Origin of the sequence: Bradyrhizobium symbiodeficiens, from assembly GCF_002266465.3 — a bacterium.
GTDB classification, from domain to species: domain Bacteria; phylum Pseudomonadota; class Alphaproteobacteria; order Rhizobiales; family Xanthobacteraceae; genus Bradyrhizobium; species Bradyrhizobium symbiodeficiens.
The window spans coordinates 5,552,869-5,577,223 of sequence record NZ_CP029427.2 but is presented as its reverse complement, the minus strand read 5'-3'; the positions used below and the strand labels follow the sequence as shown (position 1 = coordinate 5,577,223).

Genomic DNA, 24,355 nt, shown 5'->3' with positions numbered 1-24,355 from the left:
GCACGACAGGGCAGAACCGAGAACAACAATGAAGCCGGCCGATATCCTCATCGCCATCCTGGTGGCGATCATCTGGGGGCTTGCCTTCGTGGCGAGCCGGATCGCGCTCGACGAGCTTTCGCCGGAGCTGATGACCGCGATGCGCTTTTCCATCGCCGCGTTGCCGTGCCTGTTCATTCCCAAGCCCAAGGTCGCATGGTCGCGTCTGATCGCGATCAGCTTCACGTTGTTCCTCGGTCAATTCCTCAGCCAGGCCTACGGTATCGCCCATGGCGTGCCGGTGGGGCTGACCAGCGTCGTGGTGCAGAGCCAGGCGCTGTTCACCATCGGATTTGCCGCGATTGCCTTCGGCGAACGGCCGACGCCGGTCCAGACGCTCGGCATCGGCATCGCTGCGATCGGCCTGCTCATGATCTGCGGCACGGTCGGTTATGATTTCAGTGTCGCTGCATTTGCGGTGCTGATGATCGCTCCGATCTGCTTTGCCGTCGGCAATCTCCTGCTGCGCGGCGCCCGCGGCGCGCCGATGTTCGATCTGTTTGCCTGGCTCTGCCTCACCGCCGCGGTGCCGCTGTTTGCGCTTGCGCTGGTCGTCAACGGGCCAATGCCGACCTTCCAGTCGCTGATCCACATGTCGCTGACCGGCTTGATCTGCCTGCTGGTGATCGGCGCCATCTCCACCAGCATCGCCTATTGGCTGTGGGGCCGGCTGCTGCGTGATTACCCGGCAGCGCAAGTGGTGCCGTTCGCGTTGCTGGTGCCGTTCGTCGGCTCGGCCGCCTCCAGCATCGTGTTCGGCGAGCGGTTCGGGCCGTTGCGCCTGGCCGGCATGCTGACGGTGATTGGCGGTATCGCAGTGATGGTGCTGGTGAAGCGCCCGCAGATCCTGCCGAAGGCGGCGTGAGGTGGCGATGACCTATCCGTTGTTCTATGCCTTCCTCGTCTTCATGGTCGTGATGTACTTCACGCCGGGGCCGAACAACATCATGCTGCTGTCCTCCAGCCTGACTTACGGCTTCCGGCGCACCATCCCCCACATCGTCGGCATCGTCCTCGGCTTCGCCTTCATGGTCGCCGCCGTCGGCCTCGGGCTCGGCTCGGTATTCCTGACCTATCCGATCCTCCAGACCATCCTGAAATACGCCGGTGCCGCCTACCTGATCTATCTTGCCGCCGCGATCGCCATGTCCGGCCCGACCAGGCCAGGGGAGGGGGATGGCCGCGGCCCGATGACCTTCTGGGGCGCGGCGATGTTCCAATGGATCAATGCCAAGGGCTGGGTGATCGTGATCGGCACCATCACCGCCTATGCGGCGATCGCCCAATTCCCGCTCAACATCGCGATCCAGACCCTGATCAGCCTGCTCGTCGGCACCGTCTCGACCGTGGTCTGGGCCCTGTTCGGCTCGGCGTTGCGACCGGTCCTGACCTCGGAGCGGCTGGTCCGCGCCTTCAATATCCTGATGGCGATGCTGCTGCTGGCCTCTCTCTACCCCGTTCTCATGGATGCATGATGTCGCGGATTTCCATGCAGAAACGGGTTTCCCAGGGGAGCGAAAATGCTCTAGACAGCCCCCGAAATCCGCAAATTTCACCGTCCAAGACTTGAGCAGTCGGACCTGACCAACGGCCGATACTGGCCCCTAACGAGGAAACAACCCATGCGTGTTTATTACGATCGCGACGCCGACCTGAACCTGATCAAGGGCAAGAAGGTCGCCATCGTGGGCTATGGCAGCCAGGGCCACGCCCATGCGCTCAACCTGAAGGATTCCGGCGTCAAGGACGTCGCCATCGCGCTGCGCAAGGATTCGGGCTCGGTCAAGAAGGCGGAAGCCGCCGGCTTCAAGGTGATGGAAGTCGCCGAAGCCGCCAAATGGGCCGACCTCGTCATGATGCTGACCCCCGACGAGCTCCAGGGCGACATCTATCGCGAGCACCTGCACGACAACATGAAGAAGGGCGCCGCCCTCGTGTTCGCGCACGGCCTCAACGTCCACTTCAACCTGCTCGACCCGCGCGGCGACCTCGACGTGCTCATGATCGCGCCGAAGGGCCCCGGCCACACCGTGCGCTCGGAATATCAGCGCGGCGGCGGCGTGCCCTGCCTGATCGCGATCGCCAAGGACGTCTCGGGCAACGCCCATGACCTCGGCCTGTCCTACGCTTCGGCTGTTGGCGGCGGCCGCGCCGGCATCATCGAGACCACCTTCAAGGAAGAGTGCGAGACCGACCTGTTCGGCGAGCAGGTCGTGCTCTGCGGCGGCCTGGTCGAGCTGATCAAGGGCGGCTACGAGACCCTGGTCGAAGCCGGCTACGCGCCGGAGATGGCCTATTTCGAGTGCCTCCACGAAGTGAAGCTGATCGTCGACCTGATCTATGAAGGCGGCATCGCCAACATGAACTACTCGATCTCCAACACTGCGGAGTACGGCGAGTACGTCACCGGTCCGCGCATCGTCACCGCCGAGACCAAGGCCGAGATGAAGCGCGTTCTCGCCGACATCCAGGGCGGCAAGTTCGCCCGCGACTGGATGCTCGAGAACAAGGTCAACCAGACCTCGTTCAAGGCGACCCGCGCCAAGCTCGCCCAGCACCCGATCGAGGAAGTCGGCGCGAAGCTCCGCGACATGATGCCCTGGATCAAGAAGGGCGCGCTGGTCGACAAGTCGAAGAACTAAGTCGGTTTGCCCCGGACGCAGCGCAGCGCCCGGCGATGCAAAGCATCGTCGGGTGTGATGCGCTGCTGATCCGAGGGCCGATGCTGCTCCTGGGTCCCGGCTTTGCGCTCCACTTCGTTGCGCTTGTCCGGGACACGGGCAAAAATCCGAGGCATGATCGCGGGAACTCCAGGGGGGGAGACCATGCGATCTGTCGTCGTGACCGGTGCGTCCACGGGCATCGGCTGGGCTACTGCAAAATTCCTGATCGGGCGCGGTTATCGCGTGTTCGGCAGCGTTCGCAAGCAGGCCGATGCCGAGCGGCTCAAGGCCGAGTTCGGCGCCGATTTCACGCCATTGCTGTTCGACGTCACCGACGAGGCCGCGGTCCTCGCGGCTGCACGGGACGTGCGTGAGGCGCTGAATGGCGAGACGCTGGCGGGCCTCGTCAACAACGCGGGCGTCGCGGTCGCGGGTCCCGTGCTCGAATTGTCCGCGGATGATTTCCGTCGCCAGATGGACATCAACGTCATCGGCCCTGTCATCGCGACGCAGGCGTTCGGGCCGCTACTCGGGGCCGACCCGTCGCTGAAGGGGCCGAAGGGGCGGATCGTGATGATCAGCTCGGTCGCCGGCAAGAACGGCAATCCGCTGTCGGCGCCCTACTGCACCTCCAAGCACGCCATCGAAGGCCTATCCGAAAGCCTGCGCCGCGAATTGATGCTGTTCGGCATCGACGTCATCATCGTCGCCCCCGGCGCGGTGAAGACGCCGATCTGGAGCAAGCCGAACAGATCGACCTCTCCGTCTACCAGAACTCGCCCTATCTGCCGGCGCTGAACAAGGTCATGGCCTTCATGATGGACCTCGGGGCGAAGGGCCTGCCGGCCGAACGGATCGCCGAGATCGTGTTCGAGGCGCTGACGACCGCAAGCCCCAAGGTGCGCTACCAGATCACGCCGGACCCGCTGCGGCATCTGATCGGCGCCGTACTGCCGAAACGGACGGTCGATCGCATCATCGCCAAGCGGCTGGGATTCCTGCCGCAGGGGTGACTGACGTTCAGTTCGCCCCGGGCCAGTCCTGCGATGCTGCCTGTCTTGCCTGCGGCCCATCGCCGCCCGCGAAGCATTAAGCGAAGGTCGGATCACGGCCTGCATTGCCTGTCCTTGACCGTTCCGTTACAGTTTTATGACACGGTGCAGGCCTTCCGGCTGCGCCGGATGCCCTAGCTGCCCTTATTCTCTCTTGGGCCGGCCAGACGGCTAGGTATCATTGCGCCGGACCAGCTGTTGCGTGTCGTCGATGGCGTCCGCGCCCAATCCAGGTCCTTCTGCCGCCACCGCCGTGCTGGCGAGCGTCGCCGCGCTCGGTATCTGGCGGCTGCTCGCGGTTGCCGCGCCGCATCTGGCCGCGCTCGCGCTGATGTACGAGACCGAGACCGATTTCGGCTCGCGCTTCTCCTTCGCGCTGGCCTGGGGCATCCTGAATTTCTTCTGGATCACGCTGCTGCGCCGGCCGGCGCTGTCAGGCGCGCTGTCGCTGACCCTGGTCGTGGTGTTGGTGCTGCTGTCGCGGCTCAAGCACGACGTCGTCCAGATGACGGTCAACTTCATCGACCTGATGATGATCGACCGCGACACCGTCGCATTCCTGTTCACGATCTTCCCGAACTTGCGCTGGTCGGTGATCCTGGCCGGGCTCGTCACGCTGCCGCTGATGTATGCGCTGTGGTGGCTCGATCCGTTTCGCATCCGCCGCCTGCCGGCGCTCGCCTGCAAGCTGGCCTGCCTCGCCGCGCTGGTCGGCTATTCGCTCTATCATCCGGACGAGGCCTGGCGCGGCTATTACGACGACGGCTATCTGTCGAAGTTCTTCCGCTCCGGCGTCAGCTCGGTCTCGGACTTCGTGCAATACGGCTTCATGGAATCGGCCGCTGCGACCGACGAACGGCTCAACGTGCCGCTGGTCGATTCCTGCCATCCTGCCGGACGCCGGCCGAACATCGTCATGATCCATGATGAATCGAGCTTCGACATCCGCGCCGCCCAGGGCATCAAGGTGCCGCAGGGCTATGGCAGCCACTTCAAATCCTGGGACGGCAGACAGCGCACCTTCCTGGCCGAGAGCAATGGCGGGCCGAGCTGGTTCACCGAATACAACGTCCTCGCAGGCCTCTCCTCGCGCTCGTTCGGCCGCTTCGCCTATTTCGTGACGCGCATCGCCTCGAACCGCGTCGAGCGCGGGCTGCCGCTGGCGCTGCGTCGCTGCGGCTACGACACGATGTCGCTGTATCCCGCCAATGGCGGCTTCATGGCCGCCCGCAGCTTCCAGATGACGACGGGCATCGAACGCTTTTTCGACTCCAAGGATCTCCACGCCAAGGACGTCGAGCCCGACGGCTTCTTCTACGACAAGGCGCTCCAGTTGATGGGTCAGCAGCCGCCCAACAAGCCGCTGTTCACCTTCATCTATCTCGGCGCCAATCATTTCCCCTGGGAGACGCGCTTCCGTCCCGACCTGCTGCCGAACTGGCGCGCGCCTGGTAACGTTGCGTCGATCGACGAATATCTGCGTCGTCAGGCGATGAGCGCCGAGCAGTACAAGGCGTTCGTCGCCGGTCTGAAAAAGAACTTTCCGGGCGAGCCCTTCCTGATCGTGCGCTATGGCGATCACCAGCCCGAGTTCGCGCCTGCGATCCTCGAGCCCGGGCTCGACGAGGGCGCCATCGGCAAGAAGCTCGACGCCTACGATCCACGCCTTTACGCAACCTATTATGCGATCGACGTCGTCAATTTCGAGCCGGTCAGAAGCGAGGCCGTGATGGACACGATCGACGGCCCCTATCTGCCGCTGGTGATCCAGGAAGCCGCCGGCATCCCGCTCGACCCGTCCTTCGCCGAGCAGAAGCAGATCATGCTCCGCTGCAAGGGCGTCTTCTACAGCTGCAAGGACGGCGCCGAAGCGCGGCGGCTGAACAGGCTGCTGATCGAGGCAGGAATGATCCGGGGGCTTTAACGCCGGCTCGCGGACCTCAGGCGATGACATCGCCGCTGCCGATCGCGGTGGCTGCTGCGCGCAACAGATCGCATTACGGCATTTTAATCTTCGGCGATGTGCGCGGGATCTCAAACTAAAGTCTGAAGCTGAAGCGCCCGCTATCACCGACTTGTAATTGGTACGGTGCTTCGCCACCCAAACTTCGTCACGATTGCTTCCATCATTCGACACGTCGCCGTCACGGCCTGACTGTCTCTTCGCGACGCGATGCCCGTCTCTGGCCCACCCATCCTTGCAGGAGTATCATCCATGCGAGCGCTTGATGCTGCGCGTCTTGCATTTGCCCTCACGCTTGTCAGCCCCGTCGTTCATGCCGCCGAACCGTCGCATGAGATCAAGGGTCTGTATCTGATGACCGACTATCCGGCGATCACGGTGCGGCCCGGCACCACAACCAACGTTGCGCTCCGCCTGCAGGATTACGGCCTGTCGCCGGAGCGTTATCAGCTCTCGGTCGCAGGCGTTCCGAGTGGCTGGACCGCGACGCTGCTCGGCGGCGGACAGCCGGTCGGAGCGGCGATGCCGGCGCCTGATGGCAGCGTCACATTGCAGCTCAGGCTCGATATTCCCACCGGCAACGATCTCAGCGCACACACGCTCACAGTCAAGGCCGAAGGGCAGGGCACCAACGCGGAGCTGCCCATCGCGGTGTCGCTTGCCAAGGAGCTTCCCGCCAAGCTCAGCGTGAAGTCCAGCCTGCCGTCGCTGCGCGGCAGTCCGAAATCCAACTTCGACTACACGCTCTCGATCAAGAACGATTCAGGCCGCAACCTCGTCGCGAGCTTCGGAGCGGACGCGCCGGCCAATTTCGAGACCTCGTTCACCGAGGCCTATGGCACCCAAGAGCTGTCCTCGATCCCGATCGACGCCGGCCAGTCCAAGGACGTCAAGTTGAAGGTGCGCCCGCCCAGCACGATCGATGCCGGTCATTTCCCGGTCAAGGTCACAGTCAAGGCGGAGGATGCCTCGGCGTCGACCGAGCTTGCGCTCGACGTGGTCGGCGAGCCACAGCTCCAGATCTCCGGTCGCGACGGTCTCTTGAGCGCGCGTGCGGTCGCCGGGCAGCAGAGCTCGATTCCAATCGTCGTGACCAACACCGGCACGGCGCCGGCCGAGAACATCGCACTCGCCGGGAGCGCGCCGAGCGGGTGGAAGGTGACGTTCCAGCCGGCGACGATTGAGCGCCTCGTGCCGGGCAAGGACAGCGAGGTACAGGCACTGGTGACGCCGAGCGACAAGTCGTTGGCCGGTGACTACCAGGCCACGATCCGCGCCACTTCGCGCGGCGAGAGCGCTTCCAGCCAGTTCCGCGTCACCGTCGCCACGTCGACCGTATGGGGCATGGCAGGTGCCGGCGTCATCGGCGTCGCGCTGCTGTTGATGCTGGGTGCAGTGGCGAGGTTCGGACGGCGATGAGCGGTCAATCCAGCCAAAGCCAAGGGACGGCACAAGGTCCCGTCATCGCCGCGCGCGGGCTGACGCGGCGCTATGGCGCCACCGCCGTGGTGGATGCCATCGACTTCGACATTGCCCGCGGTGAGGTGTTCGGCCTGCTCGGCCCGAACGGCGCGGGCAAGACCACGACCATCCTGATGATGCTCGGTCTCACCGAGATATCTTCGGGAGAGGTCAGCGTGCTCGGCTTCAATCCGGCGCGCGAGCCATTGAAGGTCAAGCGGCGCGTCGGCTATCTGCCCGACGCCGTCGGCTTCTACGACCAGCTCACCGCCACGGAGAACTTGGCCTACACGGCCAAGCTGATGGGCCTTGCGCGTACCGAACGGGCTCGGCTGATCGAGGCGGCGCTGTCCCGGGTCGGGCTGGCGGACGTCGCGTCGAAGCGTGTTGCGACCTTCTCGCGCGGCATGCGGCAACGGCTTGGCCTGGCCGAAATCATCATGAAGCGCGCCGAGATCGCGATCCTGGACGAGCCGACCTCCGGGCTCGATCCGCAGGCGACGCAGGAATTCCTCGGATTGATCGGAGAGCTGAAGGCCGAAGGCATCACCGTGCTGCTGTCGTCCCACATGCTCGACCAGGTGCAACGCATCTGCGATCGCGTCGCGCTGTTCAAGGCCGGCCGGATCGTGCTGATGGGCGCGGTGCCCGAACTCGCGGTCAAGGTGCTCGGCGCGAGCTTCGTCGTTGAGGTGGAGGCTGAAGGGCCTGGCATCGCCCGGCGGCTGGCGCTGATCCCGGGCGTGACCGAGGTGGAGACCCTCGCCGTCGACCGTTTCCGCATGACGGCCGAGCGCGACGTGCGGCCGGATGCGGCCCGCGCCGTGGTCGCAGTCGACGGGGCGCTGCGAAAATTATCAGTCGACGAGCCGAGCCTCGAAGCGATCTACGCGCACTATTTCCAGGCGCAGCCCATGGGAGACGTTCGGCATGCGGCGTGAAGGATCACCGTTCCAGGGACTGTCGGCCGTGTTTGTCAAGGAGCTGGCCGATCACGTCTCCAGTATCCGGATGCTGATGCTGGAGCTCCTGATCGTGTCCACGGCGCTGGCCGCGCTCTATGAAGCGATCAGCCGCCTCAGGCAGACCACGGCCGAGGATCCGTTCCTGCTGCTGCGCCTCTTCACCATCGATCAGGCGCCGTTGCCGTCGTTCGTCGCGATCCTCGGCTTTCTCATTCCGCTGATGGCGATCGGGCTCGGCTTCGACGCCGTCAACGGCGAGCACAACCGGCGGACACTCTCGCGCATCCTGGCGCAGCCGATCTACCGCGATGCATTGCTGATGGGGAAGTTCCTTGCGGCGCTCGCCACCATCGGTATCAGCCTCGCCGCGTTGTGGCTGCTGGTCATCGGCCTCGGTCTGCTCTTCCTGGGCGTGCCTCCCGGCAGTGAGGAGATCGCAAGATCGCTGGTCTTCCTGATCGTGGCGATCTTCTACGCCGGCGTATGGCTGTCGCTTGCGATGTTGCTGTCCACAGTGTTCCGTTCGGCGGCTACCGCTGCGCTGGTCTCGCTGGGCATCTGGTTGTTCCTGACGGTGCTCTGGCCGATGCTGGCTCCAGCCATCGCGCAGGCGATCGCGCCGGCCGATCCCCGCTATGCGCTGCTGGGCCTGAACGATCCAGCGACTGCCGTCTGGACGCAGGAATTGCAGAGGCTGTCGCCGAACGACCTGTTCGGCGAAGCGATGCTCGCCGTGCTGTCGCCGACGACGCGCACGCTCGGCCCCGTATTCCTCGATCAGCTCCGCGGCGCCGTCATGGATGCGCCGCTCCCATTCGGTGAAAGCATCATGATCGCGTGGCCGCAGACCGTCGGCCTCGTTGCCGGCACCATCATCTTGTTCGCGTTCAGTTACGTGCTGTTCCAGCGGCAGGAGGTGAGGGCGTGAACCGAAGCTGATCGGCGTTGCCCTCTCTTCCTCCAGGAGACGGGCGAGAGGGGGTGGTCGGAGTTTCCCCATCGCGGCCACCCCCTCGACTTTGCTCTACCTGATCTTCCCCCACAACCACTTCGCCACCGCATCCGGCGACGAATTCGCATCGTTGCCGCTGGCGCGCAAATTCGCTTCGCGCATGGTAGCGATGTCGATCTTGCCGAGCAGGGGCTCGAGTGCGGCCTGCAGTCGCTTGTCGCCGGCACGTTTCGGCGCCAGCAGCAGGATGGCATCGTAGGGCGGAATCGCGTGCCTGGGATCGTCCAGCGCGACCAGATCGTATTTCGCGATCAACCCGTCACTGGTGTAGCCGGCGATCACGTCGACCTCGCCGCTGGCGACCGCCGCATACATGAAGTCTGGCTGCATCTGGCGCTGCGCCTTGAACGAAAGGCCGTAGGCCTTTTGCAGCGCCGCCCATTCCGGCCGCGAGAAGAACTCGTAGTCGCCGGCAATCGACAGCGTCGATGCGTACGCGGCGAGATCGGCGATGGTGCGGATATGAAGGGCTTCGGCGCGTTTCTTCGGGATCACCAGCGTATAGGCATTCTCGAAACCGAGCTCGCCGAGCAGGGTGATGTTGTCCTTTGCCAGGCTTGCCTTCAAATCCGCCAACAGCTCTGCGCGCGGCTTGATATCGGTGCGGTGAAACTGGTTGGCCCAGAGCGTGCCGGAATAATCGATGTAGAGATCGATGTCGCCGGCCTTCAACGCCCCGAAGATCACGCTGGAGCCGAGGCCCGATCGTGTGGTGGCGGGCAGACCGGCGGCCTGGAGGCGGTCCCTGAGCAGGGCCGACAGCACATATTGCTCGGCGAAGGTCTTGGCGCCGACGACATAGCCCTGCGACGGGCGCCCCATCGCCGGCACCAGCGTGGCGGCGACCAGCGCCGCGATGCCGGCCGCGCCGAGGCCGGTGCGCAAACGGCTGCGGCGTCGCAGGCCGCTCTCGATCAGGCCGAGCAGCTGATCAACGGCGAGCGCGAGCAGGGCCGAGGCAAAGCAGCCGAACAGCACGAACACCCAGTTCTGGGTTTGAAGCCCGGCAAAGATGTAATTGCCGAGGCTGGTCTGCCCGATCGGCGTCGATAGCGTCGCGGTGCCGATCACCCACACCGCGGCGGTGCGGATGCCTGCCATCATCACCGGCAGCGCCAGCGGCAGTTCGACTGTGACCAGCGATTGCCGCGCCGTCATGCCGACGCCCTTGGCGGCCTCGATCAAGGCGGGGTCGATGCCGTTGAGCCCGGTGACGCCGTTGCGCAGCACCGGCAGCATCGAATAAAGCGCCAGCGCCAGCATCGCCGGCAGGAAGCCGAAGGCCGAGAAGGATACGCCGAACCAGGCCAGCGTCACCGAGGCGACGAGCAGCAGCAACGGGTAGAACAGCGCGAGCAGCGCCAGGCCCGGCACCGTCTGCACGATGCTGGCGAGTGCGAGCAGGATGGCGCGGGGCGCCGGGCGGTTGCGCGTCAGGATCGCCAGCGGCAGGCTGATGGCGAGACCGAGCGCAAGCGCGGCGAGGCTCACCCGGACATGATTGCCGAGATAATCGGGCAGATGCGCCAATGCTTCGCCCCAGCGCGGATCGGCGAGCAAGCTCATGCCGCACCGCTTTGCGGCAGCAGCGCGTTCAGCCGCTCGACCTGGCGGCGCGGCGTGCGCAGCAGCTCCAGCACGTAGGCGTCGCTGCTGTTCGACAGCTCGGCGGGGGTACCCTGCGCGAGCAGCTGTCCGCTGCGCATCACCGCGATGCGGTCGGCGAGCAGGATCGCCTCCGTCATGTCATGGGTGATCATCACGGTGGTCAGGCCGAGCTTGCGATGCAGCGAACGATAATCGTCGCCGAGCGCATCGCGGGTGAGGGGATCGAGCGCGCCGAACGGCTCGTCCATCAGCACGATGCGCGGCTTGGCCGCCAGCGCCCGCGCCACGCCGACGCGCTGGCGCTGGCCGCCGGAGAGCGCCTCCGGCAGACGGTCGCGATGGGCATCACGGTCGAGCTGCACGAGCTCCAGCAGCTCGTCGACCCGCGCTGCGATATCCGCCGCCGGCCGGCCGAGCAGTTTTGGCGTGATCCCGATATTGTCGGCCACGCTCAGATGCGGAAACAGCCCGCCGCTCTGGAACACGTAGCCGATCCGCCGCCGCAGCGCGACCGGATCGACGTTTTGCACGTCCTCGCCCTCGACCGTGATGGTACCGCTGTCGGCCTCGATCAGCCGGTTGGCGAGCCGCAGCAGCGTGGTCTTGCCGGAGCCCGAGCCGCCGACGATCGCCAGAAATTCGCCCTCGGCGATGTCGAGCGAGACGTCGTCCACGGCCTTGAGCGCGCCGAAGCTCTTGGTGATTTGGGCATAGCCGATCATCGGCCTGGACGGCATCGGGCGGGGCTCACTTCGCTGACCCGCCCACGGAGGGAGGGAATGAGAAGACCCATGCGTAGCACGCTTGGCGCCTTGATTGAACTTGGCCGCGCGAGCGGCTAAGGCATCGGGCCAAGTTCGGAGGGAACATATGTCAACGCCAACGGCAGTGGCGCTGGAAGATGCCAAGGTTGCGTTCCGGCTCGGGGACGGGCGGGTCTATACGGCGGTGGAGAAGGCTCATCTCACGGTTGCGCAAGGCGATTTCGTCGCCATCGTTGGGCCCACCGGCTGCGGGAAATCCACGCTGCTCAACGTCGCGGCCGGGCTGCTGAAGCCGGCTGCCGGCAATGTCAGGATATTCGACCGGCCGCTCGCCGGGCTGAACCGGGATGCCGGCTATCTGTTCCAGGCCGATGCGCTGTTCCCGTGGAAGACTGCGCTCGACAATGTCGCGATCGGGCTGGAGGTCCAGGGCACGCCGCGCGCCGAGGCGCTGCCGCGGGCGCAGCAATGGCTGACCTCCGTCGGCCTCGGCGCCTTCGCGGGTCGTTATCCGCACATGCTTTCCGGCGGCCAGCGCAAACGCGTGGCACTGGCGCAGGTGCTGATCCGCGATCCCAAGATCCTCTTGATGGACGAGCCGTTCGGGCCGTTGGATGCGCAGACCCGGCAGGTGATGGGCAACCTGCTGCTCGACCTCTGGAGCGCCGACCGCAAGGCCGTGCTGTTCGTGACCCATGATCTCGAAGAGGCGATCGCGCTCGCCGACCGCGTCGTGATCATGTCGGCCGGTCCGTCCTCGCGCATCATCGGCGATTGGCGGGTGAGCCTGCCGCGCCCGCGCGACATCTTCGAGGTGCGGCTGGACAAGGAGTTTCATGCGCTCCACCGTGAGATCTGGAGCGTGCTCAAGGACGAGGTGATGAAGGGCTATGCGCAATCCACCCAAGCGGCGGAGGCGGTCTGATGTCGCGTCCGACGCTGTTTGCGCTGCAAGTCCTGGTCGCGGTCGTCTGCATCGTGCTGTGGCAGGTGCTGTCGACCGTCCCCGTGTTCGGCAAGATCCTGCTGCCGCCGTTCTTCTTCTCCAACCCGCTCGACGTCTTCAGCCAGATCGTGAAATGGTTCTCTTCCGGCGTGATCTGGAAGCATCTCGGCATCACGCTGACGGAATCGCTCCTGGCCTTCGTGATCGGTTCGGCCGGCGGCGTTCTGGTCGGCTTCTGGTTCGCACGCCAGCCGCTGGTCGCCGCCGTGTTCGACCCCTACGTCAAGATGGTCAACGCGCTGCCCCGCGTCGTGCTGGCGCCGATCTTCGCGCTGTGGCTGGGGCTCGGCATCTGGTCCAAGGTCGCGCTCGGCGTGACCCTGGTGTTCTTCATCGTGTTCTTCAACGTCTATCAGGGCGTCAAGGAGGTCAGCCGCACCGTGCTCGACAATGGCCGCATGCTCGGCATGAGCGAGCGGCAGCTGATGCGGCACGTCTATTGGCCCTCGGCGCTGTCCTGGATGTTCTCCTCGCTGCACACCTCGGTCGGCTTCGCCGTGGTCGGCGCGGTGGTCGGCGAATATCTGGGATCGGCCGCGGGCCTCGGCTATCTCATCCAGCAGGCCGAAGGCGTGTTCGACGTCGCCGGCGTATTCGCCGGCATGTTCGTGCTGTCGGCGTTCGTCATCCTGATCGACTATGGGGTGACGCTGGTGGAGCGGAGGCTATTGGTGTGGCGGCCGACCGTGGACGGTCGCGGCTAGGCTCGATCTGCTGCTGACATTTATGTGATTGGCCGGCCGGAATAGAACGCGCGCCCACGCGTCATACCCCCATGCGACCACCTGCATGGGAGTTCAGGATGCACCAGTTACAGTTTCGCCGCGTCGTTGCGGCGCTCGCAGGCAGATGCCGATGGCCGAGGCCCGGCCTCGGCACGGCGCTCATCGGCGCCCGCATTTTCGTCGCATTCGCGCTGCCGTCGCTCGTGCTCGCGCACGAAGCCCATCCGGTCGCCCCATCGGTTGCGCACAGCGCGGATGAGCGCGCGTTCCTGGAGGAGAACGACGCGGCGATGACCAAGATGATGAACGACATGGCGGCCAAGCCGACCGGTGATATCGATCGCGACTTCGTTGCGATGATGAATCCGCATCATCAGGGCGCGATCGACATGGCGGTCATCGAACTGCGTTACGGCAAGAATGAGCAGCTACGGCGCATCGCCCAGGAAATCATCGTCGATCAGATGCAGGAGATCGCGGCGATGAAGCTCGCCATCGGCGAGCCTGCAACGGACACGACGCCGGCCCCGACGCAGCCGCCGTCCGTTTCAGCCGCAAACGTTCATCATCAGGGCATGCAGATGGATATGTCCGCCGGAATGAAGAAATAGGAGTCATCGATGAAGACGTCGCAAAGCAATCTCATGAAGAGCATTTTCCTGGCAGCCACGATGCTCGCCACCGGCTCGGCCGCATGGGCAGGGCAGGCGCCGGGCGCGCTATCCGCCCCCGATATTCCGATGAGCCATCACGATCGCGTCTATGCGGCCGAGCAGTTCTCGAACACGGTCTCGGTGACAGATCCGGTCGACAACAAGCTGCTTGGTGTGATCCGCCTGGGAGACCCGCAGCCCGGCAATTTCAGCCCGCTCTACAAGGGCCAGGTTCTCGTGCACGGGATGGGTTTCTCCCCCGACCACAAGACGCTGGCCGTGGTGTCGATCGGCTCGAATTCGGTGAGCTTCATCGACACCGCGACCAATGCGGTCAAGCACGTGACCTATGTCGGGCGGTCGCCGCACGAGGCGTTCTTTACGCCGGACGGCAAGGAGGTGTGGGTCACCGTTCGCGGCGAAAACTACATCTCCGTGATCGATGCGAAGAGCCTGAAGGAGAAAGCCCGTATCACGACCCCCAACGGGCCGGGGATGCAAATCTTCTCGCCCGACGGCAAATACGGTTACATCTGCTCGTCGTTCAATCCCGAGACCGATGTTGTTTCTGTCGCCGAGCACAAGATCATCGCCAAAGTGAAGCAGGAGAGCCCGTTCTGCCCGAACATCGCGGCGACGCCCGATGGAAACCAGGTCTGGTTCACGCTGAAGGATGTCGGCCGGACCCAGGTGTTCAACGCGAAGCCGCCGTTCAACCTGATCAAGACGATCGACACCGGTCCGATCACCAATCACGTCAATTTCGCGCACACCGCGAAGGGCACATTCGCCTATGTCACCGTCGGTGGCCTGAACCTGGTGAGGGTCTTCCGCACAGACGATTTTTCGCAGGTCGCGACGATCCCGGTCGGTAATCTGCCCCATGGCGTCTGGCCGTCTGGCGATGGCACGCGCATTTATGTCGGCCTCGAGAACGCCGACGCCCTCGCGGCGATCGACACCGCGACCAACAGCGTGGTTGCGAATGTCCCGATCGGCCAGGCACCGCAGGCGATCGCCTACGTTCCAGGCGCGGCGCCCAATCCGGATGACCGCCAGAATCTGCAGCCGCTGGGCGTAGCCGGCCAAGTCGCCCATCTTTCGATGGGCCCCAAGGACGGATCGAAGGATGGCGCGGCGCCGACCAGCGTCTCGCTGTTCGATCAGGGCCTGATCCAGATATTGCAGGCTTCGGTGACAGGACTTCAACCCAAGCAAAAATATGTGCTTGCGCTGGCGGATCGAAATGATGGAAGCGGCCCGCTGCAGCCACTCGCGGCCTTCATGACGAATCCGGCCGGATCAGCTATCGTCAACGCGGCTGGTCCGATCCGCCAGATCGTCGATCAGTCCGCGGCCTCCGGAAAGCGATATCTCGTGATTGCCTCCGGTGATGCGGCCGAGCCCGGCGGCGCGGTCCAGATCGAGACGCAATGACGCGCCATCGGGTGTCAACGAAAGGCAGGCGGAGCACTCCATGAAGGACATGCTGGTTCAGGTCGAGCCGCTGATCCCCTCGCTCCGCCGTTATGCGCGCGCGCTGATGCGTGATCGCACGACCGCCGACGATCTGGTTCAGGATTGCCTGGAGCGCGCCGTCAGCCGCTGGCATCAGCGGCGTGACGGCAGCGTGCGCGCCTGGCTGTTCACCATCCTCCACAATCTGGCGGTCACCCAATTCCGTCAGGCCGCGACGCGGGGAAGGCATATGCCGATCGATGATGCAGGCGAGCGCGAGCTCGCGAGTGCTGCCGCGCAGGAGCACAGGCTGATCTACCAGGACGTCCTGAACAAGCTCGCGAGGCTGCCGGAAGAGCAGCGGGCCGTGCTGTTGCTTGTTGCAGTCGAGGATTTTTCCTACGCCGACGCCGCGAAATTGCTGGATGTCCCGGTCGGGACCGTGATGTCGCGGCTGTCACGCGCGCGGGAAAGGTTGCAGCAGGAGCTGGAGGGGGCTGCACCGGGGAATGTCGTGGAATTGCGGAGCATGAAATGAGCCAGCGACCGATCACGGAAGATGATCTCCACGCCTTTGTGGATCAGGCACTTGCACCTGAGCGTCTTGGAGAGGTTGTTTCCTATCTGAAACTTCATCCGGATGCCGCCGAGCGCGTCGCGGCCTTCGCCAGCCAGCGCGAGCAGTTGCGCGGCGCGTTGGCTTCGATCGCGGATGAACCAGTTCCGGCCGAACTGAACCTGTCGCACATCATTGAACGTCGAAAGCGACGTCCATTGCGGGCATGGAAAGCAATCGCGGCGCTGTTGCTGGTGAGCATCGGCGGTCTCGGCGGGTGGACCGTGCGCAGCCTGTTGCAAGGTGGTTCGAGCGGATTGTCCGCCTTGGCGCAGGAGGCCGCCTACTCCTATGGCGTCTACGCACCGGATCGCGTGCGGCCGGTCGAAATACGTGCTTCCGACAGGGCCGAGCTCACGCAATGGGTTTCCAGCCGGCTGAAGCGGGTGGTCAAGGTGCCTGATCTCTCCACGTCGGGCTATCGGCTGATGGGAGGCCGCCTGGTTGCGACCTCGCATGGTCCGGCCGCGATGTTCATGTATGACGACGATCAGGGCGACCGTCTCGTCATGCTGACACGTCCAATGAGCAGCGGCAGTCAGGATGCGCCGATGATGCCGCACGCCGCCGGCGATATCGCGGGCTTCGCATGGGCGGATCGTGGCATGGGCTATACGCTCGTCGGTCAGCTTCCGGGGGACACCCTTAAGCCGATCGCAAACGAGATTCGGAAACAGGCGGGACCGATCTAGCTTCGGAAACCGGGGAACGGGTCCGCGCATTGGCGCGAACCCTGATAGCGAAGCCTGGCGCCGTCGGCGGTCATGAAGCTCTTGGAGCGATAGCCGACCTTGTCGGCCGGGCCCAGGGCCACGCATGCTATTGCGCCGAATGGCCGAAGGCCAGTGCTTCCCGAGCGCTTCTCAAGCCCGTCCCGCTGCTCTATGGTGCGCCGGCCGAACGGAGGAAACCAATGAAGAACACGATTGCCAGGCTCGCCGGCGCGCTGCTGGCGCTGATGCTCACCACCGGATTTGCCGCAGCGCAAAGCAAGGTCACCATCGCGATCGGCGGCGGCTCCTGCCTGTGCTATCTGCCGACGGTGCTGGCCAAGCAGCTCGGCGAATACGACAAGGCCGGCCTCAGTGTCGAGCTGGTCGACCTCAAGGGCGGCTCGGACGCGCTGAAAGCCGTGCTCGGCGGCAGCGCCGACGTGGTCTCCGGCTATTTCGACCATTGCGTCAATCTGGCTGCCAAGAAGCAGGAGCTCCAGGCTTTCGTGGTCTATGACCGCTATCCCGGCCTCGTGCTCGTGGTCGCGCCCTCGCGTACCAACGACATCAAGTCGGTCAAGGATCTCGCCGGCAAGAAGGTCGGCGTCAGCGCGCCCGGCTCCTCCACCGACTTCTTCCTGAAATACATGCTCAAGAAGAACGGCGTCGACCCAACCAGCGCCGCCGTGATCGGCGTCGGCCTCGGTGCCACCGCGGTCGCCGCGATGGAGCAGGGCCAGATCGATGCCGCCGTAATGCTCGACCCCTCCGTCACCGTGCTTCAGGGCAGCCACAAGGATCTGCGAATCCTCTCCGACACCCGCACGCAGAAGGACACGCTCGAGACGTTTGGCGGCGAATATCCCGGCGGCGCGCTGTACTCGACCGCGGCCTGGGTTGCCAAGCACGAGAAGGAGACGCAAGCGCTCACCAACGCGATCCTCGCCACACTCGCCTGGATCCATTCGCACAGCCCTGAGGAGATCATGGCGAAGATGCCGGAGGAGACGGTCGGCAAGAACAAGGACCTCTATCTCGCCGCGCTGAAGAACACGATCCCGATGTTCTCCGAGACCGGCAAGATGGACCCGAAGGGCGCGGACGCCGTGCTCGCGGTGTTCAGCGTCGGCTCGCCCGAGGTGGCCAATGCCAAGATCGACGTCAGCAAGACCTTCACCAACACCTTCGTCGAGCAGGCCAAGAAGACGACGGGGAGCGCCAAATAGCCGACGCGAAGGCGTGATAGCCGCCCCCTCATGACGTCACCGATCATCCATCGCGTCACGACGCTCGATCTGGCCGTCCGCCCGATCGCCTGGCCGTTCGCGGAAGAGCGTCGCGACGAGATCGCGGCGCATTTCGCCGAGAAGCAGCGCGAGCGGCCGAAGATCTGGAACGGACGCGTCCTGGTCGGGCGAGATCCTGTGTTCACAGACGGCCATTTCGCCGCGACCTATTTCGAGACCGACTTCGCGAGCTTCCTCGCCTGGCGCGACTGGGGCTTTCCCGGCGCTCCCGTGTTCAACGGTTTCGGCATGGGCGCGCTGCGCACGTCCGATGGCGCCTTCGTCATGGGCGAGATGGCGCAGCACACCGCCAACGCAGGCCGCATCTATTTCCCTTCGGGCACGCCCGATCTCGACGACGTCAGGGGTGGCACACTCGACATACCCGGCAGCGTCATCCGCGAACTCGAGGAGGAGACCGGCCTGACGGCGGCAGACTATCGCGCGGAGCCGGACTGGCATTGCGTCGTCAGCGGTCCCACGATCGCGATGATGCAGGTGCTCAACCTGGATATGTCAGGCGAAGAAGCGCGCGCCCGGATCGAAGCCAACCTCGCCCGCGAGGACGAGCCCGAATTGTCGGCCATCCATCTCGTGCGCGGGATCGGCGACCTCACGCCGACCATGCCGCGATTTGTCACGGCCTTCGTCGAGCAGCAGTTCGCCTCGCGCTGACGCGCAAGGCTTGACATCCCGGCGTTCAGCCCATGTGATGGGAAAAAGCAAAAGCAAAAAGATTGCAATGCACAATCGTCCAGGGAGGTTTTGATGCGCCTGCGCATGGCTGCCCGCTTGGTACGTGGGCTGTTGGTCGCGATATCAGCGACGGGCTTGGCGGTGTCCGCCCAGGCTCAGGACAAGAAGATCAAGATCGGCGTCGTCTTTGATTTGACCGGGCCTCTGGCCGGCGGCGGCTCCGAGCTCAATTATGTCGGCACAAAGATCATCCTCGACCATTTCGCCAAGACCGGCGTCGAAGGCTACAAGATCGAGGCGGTCTATGCCGACGCGCAGAGCAAACCCGATATCGCCATCAACGAATCCGTGCGCCTGCTCGAGCAGGAGAAGGTCGACATGGTGCTCGGCTTCTTCTCGTCGGCGCAGTGCGTGCCGGTGGCCGCCCGCGTCGAGCAGCTCAAGAAATTCATGTGGATGACGACCTGCATCTCGTCCGCCGTGTTCAACGAGAAGGGCTACAAATACGTCTTTCGCCCACAGGCGAGCGGTGATCAGTTCGGCATGATGACGATGGATTTCATCGCGCAGAACGCTAAAGCGAAGTTCGGCAAGGAGCCGAAGGATCTGCGCGTCGCCATCATCCACGAGGACGGGGCTTATGGCGTCGACGTCTCCAAGGGCAACGAGGCCGGTGCGAAGAAGGCGGGCTTCAACGTCGTGATGAAGGAGGGCTATTCGGCCACCGCGCCCGATCTGTCGGCGCTGGTGACCAAGCTCAAGCGCGCCAAGCCCGACGTGATCTTCCACACCGGCTACAATCCGGACATCACCCTGCTGCTGCGCCAGGCGCGCGAGCAGGGTCTGAAGTTCGGCGCGCTGATGGGCCACGGCGCAGGCTATGGCGTCTATGAGAAGCTGAAGGAAGGCATGGGAGCCGACGCCACCTATATCTTCAACACCGACCCGATCTCGATCTGGCTCGCCAACCAGAAGACCATGGATCCGAAGCTTGCGCCCGTCATCAAGATGGTCGGCGAGGAGTTCGACAAGATCAAGCCCGGCGTTGCCATCCGCTCCGCCCATGTCGGCATCGGCGCGTCCAACACCTACGTCTTCATGGCCGACGTGCTGCCGCGGGCAATCAAGAAGTACGGCGGAGTCGATCCCGAAGCGCTGCGCAAGGCGGCGCTCGACACCGACATCGCCGAAGGCGGCACCATGCTCGGCTTCGGCGTCAAGTTCTACGGCGAGGGCACGCCGATGTCGGGCCAGAACGAACGCTCGTTCCCGGTCGTGATCCAGTACATCGACGACAAGTCCTCGGTGGTGTGGCCCAAGAGTCAGGCGCAGCGCGAGGCCGTGCTGCCGCTGCCGAAGGGCACCACCTACAGCAACCAGTAGCAGCGGAGGGCTCTGGTGCTGGAAGTCAGTGGGCTGGTGAAGCGGTTCGGCGGCTTCACCGCCGTCAACAATGTGTCGTTCCGGGTCGATCAGGGGGAGATCCTCGGCCTGATCGGGCCGAACGGTTCGGGCAAGAGCACGATCTTCAACATGCTCTCCGGGACGCTGGCGCCGACATCGGGCTCGATCGTGTTCGACGGCTCGGAGATTGCAGGCCTCGCGCCGCACCGGATCATCAACAGCGGGGTCGGCCGTACCTTCCAGATTCCGCGGCCGTTCCGCCGCCTGACCATTTTCGAGAACGTCGCGCTCGCCGGCTTTTACGGCCAGGGCCGCCATAGCCGTGCCAGGGCGGAGGAGGCGGCCGAACGATCGCTGGCGATGGTCGGCCTGCCGACCGATCGCCATGCCAGCGTCGATGGCCTCGGCGCGGCCGGGCTGAAGAAGCTCGAACTGGCGAAAGCCCTCGCGACTGCGCCAAAGCTGCTGCTCGCCGATGAGAGCCTCGGCGGTCTCGACGAGACCGAGATGGACCAGGCCGCCGACATGCTGCGCAACATCCGCGACGAACTCGGCATCACCATCATCTGGGTCGAGCACATCATGGGCGTCTTGATGCGCGTCGTCGACCGCGTCATGGTGCTCGATCACGGCGAGAAGATCTCGGAAGGATTGCCGAGCGCGGTCGCGGGCGATCCGCGCGTCATCGAGGTCTATCTCGGCACCGATGCCGAGACCACGCAGGCCGCGGCCGCCGAAGCGCGCCGCCGTGCGGGAGGCGCCTGATGCTGGAGCTCCGCGCCGTGAATGCCGGCTATGGCACCTTCCAGGCGTTGTTCGACGTCGATCTCGACGTCAAGGCCGGCGAGGCCGTCGGCGTCATCGGCCCAAATGGCGCCGGCAAGACCACCTTGATGCGCGTCATCTCCGGGCTGATCCGACCCTCGCGCGGCTCGATCCGGATGGAGGGCACCGACGTCGTGGCAACGCCGCCGCACAAGATCGTCAGCCTCGGCATTGCGCATGTGCCGGAGAACCGGCGGCTGTTTCCGCAGCTCTCGGTCGACGACAATCTCAAGATGGGCGCCTTCATGAAGGAGGCGCGCAGCCACTATGCCGAGCGGCTCGAGGTCGTGTTCGACCTGTTTCCGCGCCTGAAGGAGCGCCGCCACCAGATGGCCGGCACCATGTCCGGCGGCGAGCAGCAGATGTGCGCGATCGGCCGCGCGCTGATGTCCAATCCAAAGCTGCTGCTGCTCGACGAGCCCTCGGCGGGGCTGGCGCCGGTCGTGGTGCAGCAGGTGTTCGAGCTGGTAAAGCGGATTCGCACCAGCGGGCTGACGGTGCTGATCGTCGAGCAGAACGTGCAGCAGGTGCTGAAAGTGGTCGATCGCGCCTATCTGATCGAGGCAGGCACGATCCGGGCATCCGGCACGTCCGCCGAGATGCTGGCGAGCGACACGGTCAGGGAAGCTTATCTCGGGGTGTGATGGGCATGCAGGGATTTTTCGACATCTTCGACATCTACCTGCTGGAGGCCGTGATCAACGGCATCCTGCTCGGCGGCGTGCTCGCACTGCTCGCGCTCGGGCTCAATCTGATTTTCGGCGTCATCGACGTGACCTGGATCTGCTATGCCGAGCTGGTGATGATCGGCATGTATGCCATGTATTTCATGGTGCAGGTCTACGGCCTCAGCTATTTCGTCGCCGCGCCGTTCACCATCCTGCTGGTCGCGATGCTCGGTGCCGCGCTGCATTTCCTCGTGATCGCGCCGCTATTGACCGCCCCGCCGATCAACCAGCTGCTCGCGACCGGCGGCGTGCTGTTCGTTCTCCAGAGCTTTGCCACCGTCGCCTTCGGCATCGACTTCCGCAATCTCGGCATCCGCCTGCCGGTGCTTGCGTTCGGCGACATGAATTTCAGCTATGCGCGACTTCTGTCCTTCCTGGCGGCGCTGGTCGGCATGGTCTGCGTCTATCTGTTCATGACGCGCACCTTCACCGGCACCGCGATCCGCGCCATCTCGCAGGACCGGCAGATCATGGCGCTGATGGGGGTCGACACCAGGCGGATCTATCTCATCACCTCTGCAATCGGCGGTGGGCTGGCCGGGCTCGCTGCCTGCCTGCTGGTGCTGCAATACGACGTGCATCCCTTCGTCGGCCTCTCCTTCGGGCCGATCACCTTCCTGATCTGCGTGCTCGGCGGCCTCGGCAATTTCATCGGCGGTTTCATCGCCGCCTTCGTGTTCGCCGAGATCATCTCGCTCGGCGGCCTGTTCTCGGATCTCGAATGGGGCTACGTGCTCGCCTTCGCCTTCTTCATCGTCATGATGTTCATCCGGCCTGCGGGCCTGCTGGCGAGGCGCCGATGATGGGGCAGGGGCGGCTTGCAGCTTGGGGGATCGGACTGGCGGCGCTGGTCGCGCTGCCCTTCGTCTACCGCGATCCCTATCATCTGCACATCCTGGTGCTGATCCTGATCTGGTCGTTCGCCTACACGTCGTGGTCGATGATGGGGCGATTCGGCCTCGTCTCGCTCGGACATGGCGGCTTCATGGGGATCGGCGCCTATGTCACCGCGCTGCTATGGAATCACCTGGGCTGGTCGCCCTGGATCGGCATTCCCATGGGCATGGTCGCGGCCGGCGCGCTGGCGCTGATCGTCGGCTATCCCTGCTTCCGCTTCCGCATCACCGGACATTATTTCGTGCTCGTGACGCTGGCGCTGTCGGGCATCGTGCTCCAGGTCATCACGGCGACGCGCGATTACACCGGCGGCTCGCTCGGCTATACGCCGAACCGCGCGTCCGGCAACAAGCTGCTGGCGCTGCAATTCGACGACAAGATCACCTGGTACCTGATCGCACTCGGGGTCTGGTTGTTCGGCATCGTGGTCTGGCACTGGGTCGACCGCAGCATGAGCCGCTACGCGCTGGAGGCGATCTCCGAGGACGAGGACGCCGCGGCCGCCGCGGGCGTGAACGTCACCGCGGAGAAACTTAAGATCACGCTGCTCAGCGCGGTGATGACGGCGCTCGCGGGCGCGATCTACTGCCAGTACCAGATGTTCATCACCCCCGACACGGTCAGCGGCATCGCGGTCTCGCTGCAGATGGTGTTCGCGGCCATCGTGGGCGGCCTGTTCGTCTCGCTCGGCCCGACCTTTGGCGCCGTGATCACCATCCTGCTGGCGGAAACCCTTCGCATCGGCTTCGGCACCAAGGCGGTCGGCTGGGACAATCTCGTCTATGGCGTGCTGCTGGTCCTTTTCATCATATTCCTTCCCAAGGGCATCCTTGGTAGCGTGCTCGACCGACTGAAGCCGCAACGCAAGGTGCCCCGCGCTCATGAGCAAGAAGCCGTCTAAATCGCTCGACCAGGAACTTGACCGCTACATCACGCCATTCCGCTACGACGGATCGGGCAAGTTCCATCTCAAGGATCACAAGACCGACGAGAAGGACGATCTCGACAAGGAGAAGGCACAGGCGATTCTGGACGCCAACAAGAAGCGGCTGATCGGGTTTCAGGAGAAGCTCTACGCCCAGGACCGCTGGTCGCTCCTGATCGTGTTCCAGGCTATGGACGCCGGCGGCAAGGACAGTGCGATCAAGGCGATCTTCGAGGGCATCAACCCGCAGGGCTGCGAGGTCCATGCCTTCAAGGCGCCTAGCAGCAAGGAACTCGACCACGATTTCCTATGGCGTCATGCGATCGCGCTGCCCGAGCGCGGCCATATCGGCATCTTCAACCGATCCCATTACGAGGAGTGCCTGGTCACGCGCGTCCACCCGGAGCTGCTCGCCAAGGAGAAGCTGCCGCAGAAGCTCGTCACCAAGAACATCTGGAAGGAGCGGTTCGAGGACATCTCGTCGTTCGAGCGCTATCTCTGCCGCAACGGCACCGTGGTGCTGAAGTTCTTTCTCAACGTCTCCAGGGAGGAGCAGCGCAAGCGCTTCCTCGACCGGCTGGAGGAGCCGGCCAAGCAGTGGAAATTCTCGATGGACGACATCAAGGAGCGCGCACTGTGGCCGCGCTACCAGGCGGTCTATCAGGATATCGTCCGGCATACCGCCACTTCTCATGCGCCGTGGTACGTCGTGCCCGCGGACCACAAATGGTTCGCGCGCGTCGTGATTGGCTCGGTGATCAATGCCGCGCTCGAAAAGCTCGACCTGCGTTTTCCGCGGGCCGACAAGGCCTCGGTGGAGGAGTTCGAGCAGGTGCGCAAGGCGCTGGAGAAGGAGGGCAAGGGGAAGCGGTAAGGCGCCGCGATCGCCGATCCAG

At 64.5% G+C, this 24,355-nt stretch carries 23 protein-coding genes and 1 pseudogene; 22 read left to right on the top strand and 2 right to left on the bottom strand.

The features are described 5' to 3' along the window. Nucleotides 1–28 precede the first annotated feature (28 nt). The 8 genes and pseudogenes from CIT39_RS26215 (at nucleotide 29) to CIT39_RS26180 (ending at nucleotide 9,071) form a co-directional block, all read left to right on the top strand. Nucleotides 29–904: an EamA family transporter gene (locus CIT39_RS26215; protein ID WP_094977429.1), complete on the top strand. Its 876-nt coding sequence runs from the start codon at nucleotides 29–31 to the stop codon at nucleotides 902–904. A gap of 7 nt (nucleotides 905–911) precedes the next feature. Further along, nucleotides 912–1,514, top strand: coding sequence for a LysE family translocator (locus tag CIT39_RS26210; RefSeq protein ID WP_162308688.1), 603 nt, complete (start codon nucleotides 912–914; stop codon nucleotides 1,512–1,514). A 147-nt stretch (nucleotides 1,515–1,661) separates the two neighbouring features. Then, a complete protein-coding gene (gene ilvC, locus CIT39_RS26205; protein ID WP_094977431.1) occupies nucleotides 1,662–2,681 on the top strand; it encodes a ketol-acid reductoisomerase in 1,020 nt (339 codons plus the stop codon). A gap of 183 nt (nucleotides 2,682–2,864) precedes the next feature. After that, a pseudogene (locus CIT39_RS26200) lies at nucleotides 2,865–3,715 on the top strand (SDR family oxidoreductase). A 250-nt stretch (nucleotides 3,716–3,965) separates the two neighbouring features. Then, on the top strand, nucleotides 3,966–5,678 hold the full coding sequence (locus CIT39_RS26195) for a sulfatase-like hydrolase/transferase (protein WP_094977433.1): 1,713 nt from the start codon (nucleotides 3,966–3,968) through the stop codon (nucleotides 5,676–5,678). A 291-nt stretch (nucleotides 5,679–5,969) separates the two neighbouring features. After that, a complete protein-coding gene (locus CIT39_RS26190; RefSeq protein WP_094977434.1) occupies nucleotides 5,970–7,136 on the top strand; it encodes a COG1470 family protein in 1,167 nt (388 codons plus the stop codon). Further along, the gene (locus CIT39_RS26185; RefSeq protein ID WP_094977435.1) at nucleotides 7,133–8,119 is read left to right on the top strand and encodes an ABC transporter ATP-binding protein; all 987 of its coding nucleotides are present in this window, start codon (nucleotides 7,133–7,135) and stop codon (nucleotides 8,117–8,119) included. Before CIT39_RS26190 ends, CIT39_RS26185 begins: the two co-directional genes overlap by 4 nt. After that, the gene (locus CIT39_RS26180; RefSeq protein WP_094977436.1) at nucleotides 8,109–9,071 is read left to right on the top strand and encodes an ABC transporter permease; all 963 of its coding nucleotides are present in this window, start codon (nucleotides 8,109–8,111) and stop codon (nucleotides 9,069–9,071) included. Before CIT39_RS26185 ends, CIT39_RS26180 begins: the two co-directional genes overlap by 11 nt. A gap of 96 nt (nucleotides 9,072–9,167) precedes the next feature. Here CIT39_RS26180 and CIT39_RS26175 read toward each other — a convergent pair whose 3' ends face one another. Further along, nucleotides 9,168–10,721: an ABC transporter permease/substrate-binding protein gene (locus CIT39_RS26175; protein ID WP_094977437.1), complete on the bottom strand. Its 1,554-nt coding sequence runs from the start codon at nucleotides 10,719–10,721 to the stop codon at nucleotides 9,168–9,170. Beyond that, nucleotides 10,718–11,500: an ATP-binding cassette domain-containing protein gene (locus CIT39_RS26170; RefSeq protein ID WP_094977438.1), complete on the bottom strand. Its 783-nt coding sequence runs from the start codon at nucleotides 11,498–11,500 to the stop codon at nucleotides 10,718–10,720. Before CIT39_RS26170 ends, CIT39_RS26175 begins: the two co-directional genes overlap by 4 nt. Before the next feature lie 133 nt (nucleotides 11,501–11,633). Between CIT39_RS26170 and CIT39_RS26165 the strand changes: the two genes are divergently transcribed. The 14 genes from CIT39_RS26165 (at nucleotide 11,634) to CIT39_RS26100 (ending at nucleotide 24,333) form a co-directional block, all read left to right on the top strand. After that, complete coding sequence (locus CIT39_RS26165) at nucleotides 11,634–12,452, top strand: ABC transporter ATP-binding protein (RefSeq protein ID WP_094977439.1); 819 nt, start codon at nucleotides 11,634–11,636, stop codon at nucleotides 12,450–12,452. Continuing rightward, complete coding sequence (locus CIT39_RS26160; RefSeq protein ID WP_094977440.1) at nucleotides 12,452–13,237, top strand: ABC transporter permease; 786 nt, start codon at nucleotides 12,452–12,454, stop codon at nucleotides 13,235–13,237. The genes CIT39_RS26165 and CIT39_RS26160 overlap by 1 nt, the downstream gene beginning before the upstream one ends. Before the next feature lie 98 nt (nucleotides 13,238–13,335). Continuing rightward, a complete protein-coding gene (locus CIT39_RS26155; protein ID WP_162308687.1) occupies nucleotides 13,336–13,869 on the top strand; it encodes a DUF305 domain-containing protein in 534 nt (177 codons plus the stop codon). Nucleotides 13,870–13,878: 9 nt separating this feature from the next. Beyond that, nucleotides 13,879–15,348 (top strand): YncE family protein, encoded by a 1,470-nt coding sequence (locus tag CIT39_RS26150; protein WP_094977442.1) that lies wholly within the window; start codon nucleotides 13,879–13,881, stop codon nucleotides 15,346–15,348. Between the two features lie 40 nt (nucleotides 15,349–15,388). Then, nucleotides 15,389–15,907, top strand: coding sequence for a sigma-70 family RNA polymerase sigma factor (locus CIT39_RS26145; protein WP_094977443.1), 519 nt, complete (start codon nucleotides 15,389–15,391; stop codon nucleotides 15,905–15,907). Continuing rightward, the gene (locus CIT39_RS26140) at nucleotides 15,904–16,677 is read left to right on the top strand and encodes an anti-sigma factor family protein (protein ID WP_094977444.1); all 774 of its coding nucleotides are present in this window, start codon (nucleotides 15,904–15,906) and stop codon (nucleotides 16,675–16,677) included. Before CIT39_RS26145 ends, CIT39_RS26140 begins: the two co-directional genes overlap by 4 nt. A gap of 221 nt (nucleotides 16,678–16,898) precedes the next feature. Further along, on the top strand, nucleotides 16,899–17,924 hold the full coding sequence (locus tag CIT39_RS26135; RefSeq protein WP_094977445.1) for an ABC transporter substrate-binding protein: 1,026 nt from the start codon (nucleotides 16,899–16,901) through the stop codon (nucleotides 17,922–17,924). Nucleotides 17,925–17,954: 30 nt separating this feature from the next. After that, entirely contained in the window at nucleotides 17,955–18,659 is a 705-nt protein-coding gene (locus CIT39_RS26130; RefSeq protein WP_094977446.1) for a hypothetical protein, read from the top strand. Between the two features lie 93 nt (nucleotides 18,660–18,752). Continuing rightward, nucleotides 18,753–20,063, top strand: a complete 1,311-nt coding sequence (locus CIT39_RS26125) for an ABC transporter substrate-binding protein (protein ID WP_094977447.1) — start codon at nucleotides 18,753–18,755, stop codon at nucleotides 20,061–20,063. A gap of 15 nt (nucleotides 20,064–20,078) precedes the next feature. Further along, nucleotides 20,079–20,849 carry an ABC transporter ATP-binding protein gene (locus tag CIT39_RS26120; protein WP_094977448.1) on the top strand — a complete coding sequence of 257 codons (771 nt, stop codon included), beginning with the start codon at nucleotides 20,079–20,081 and terminating at the stop codon, nucleotides 20,847–20,849. Beyond that, nucleotides 20,849–21,553 carry an ABC transporter ATP-binding protein gene (locus tag CIT39_RS26115; RefSeq protein ID WP_094977449.1) on the top strand — a complete coding sequence of 235 codons (705 nt, stop codon included), beginning with the start codon at nucleotides 20,849–20,851 and terminating at the stop codon, nucleotides 21,551–21,553. Before CIT39_RS26120 ends, CIT39_RS26115 begins: the two co-directional genes overlap by 1 nt. Nucleotides 21,554–21,558: 5 nt before the next feature. Further along, nucleotides 21,559–22,440, top strand: coding sequence for a branched-chain amino acid ABC transporter permease (locus CIT39_RS26110; RefSeq protein WP_094977848.1), 882 nt, complete (start codon nucleotides 21,559–21,561; stop codon nucleotides 22,438–22,440). Continuing rightward, the gene (locus CIT39_RS26105) at nucleotides 22,437–23,435 is read left to right on the top strand and encodes a branched-chain amino acid ABC transporter permease (protein WP_094977450.1); all 999 of its coding nucleotides are present in this window, start codon (nucleotides 22,437–22,439) and stop codon (nucleotides 23,433–23,435) included. Before CIT39_RS26110 ends, CIT39_RS26105 begins: the two co-directional genes overlap by 4 nt. Beyond that, the gene (locus tag CIT39_RS26100) at nucleotides 23,416–24,333 is read left to right on the top strand and encodes a polyphosphate kinase 2 family protein (protein ID WP_094977451.1); all 918 of its coding nucleotides are present in this window, start codon (nucleotides 23,416–23,418) and stop codon (nucleotides 24,331–24,333) included. Before CIT39_RS26105 ends, CIT39_RS26100 begins: the two co-directional genes overlap by 20 nt. Nucleotides 24,334–24,355: the final 22 nt, after the last annotated feature.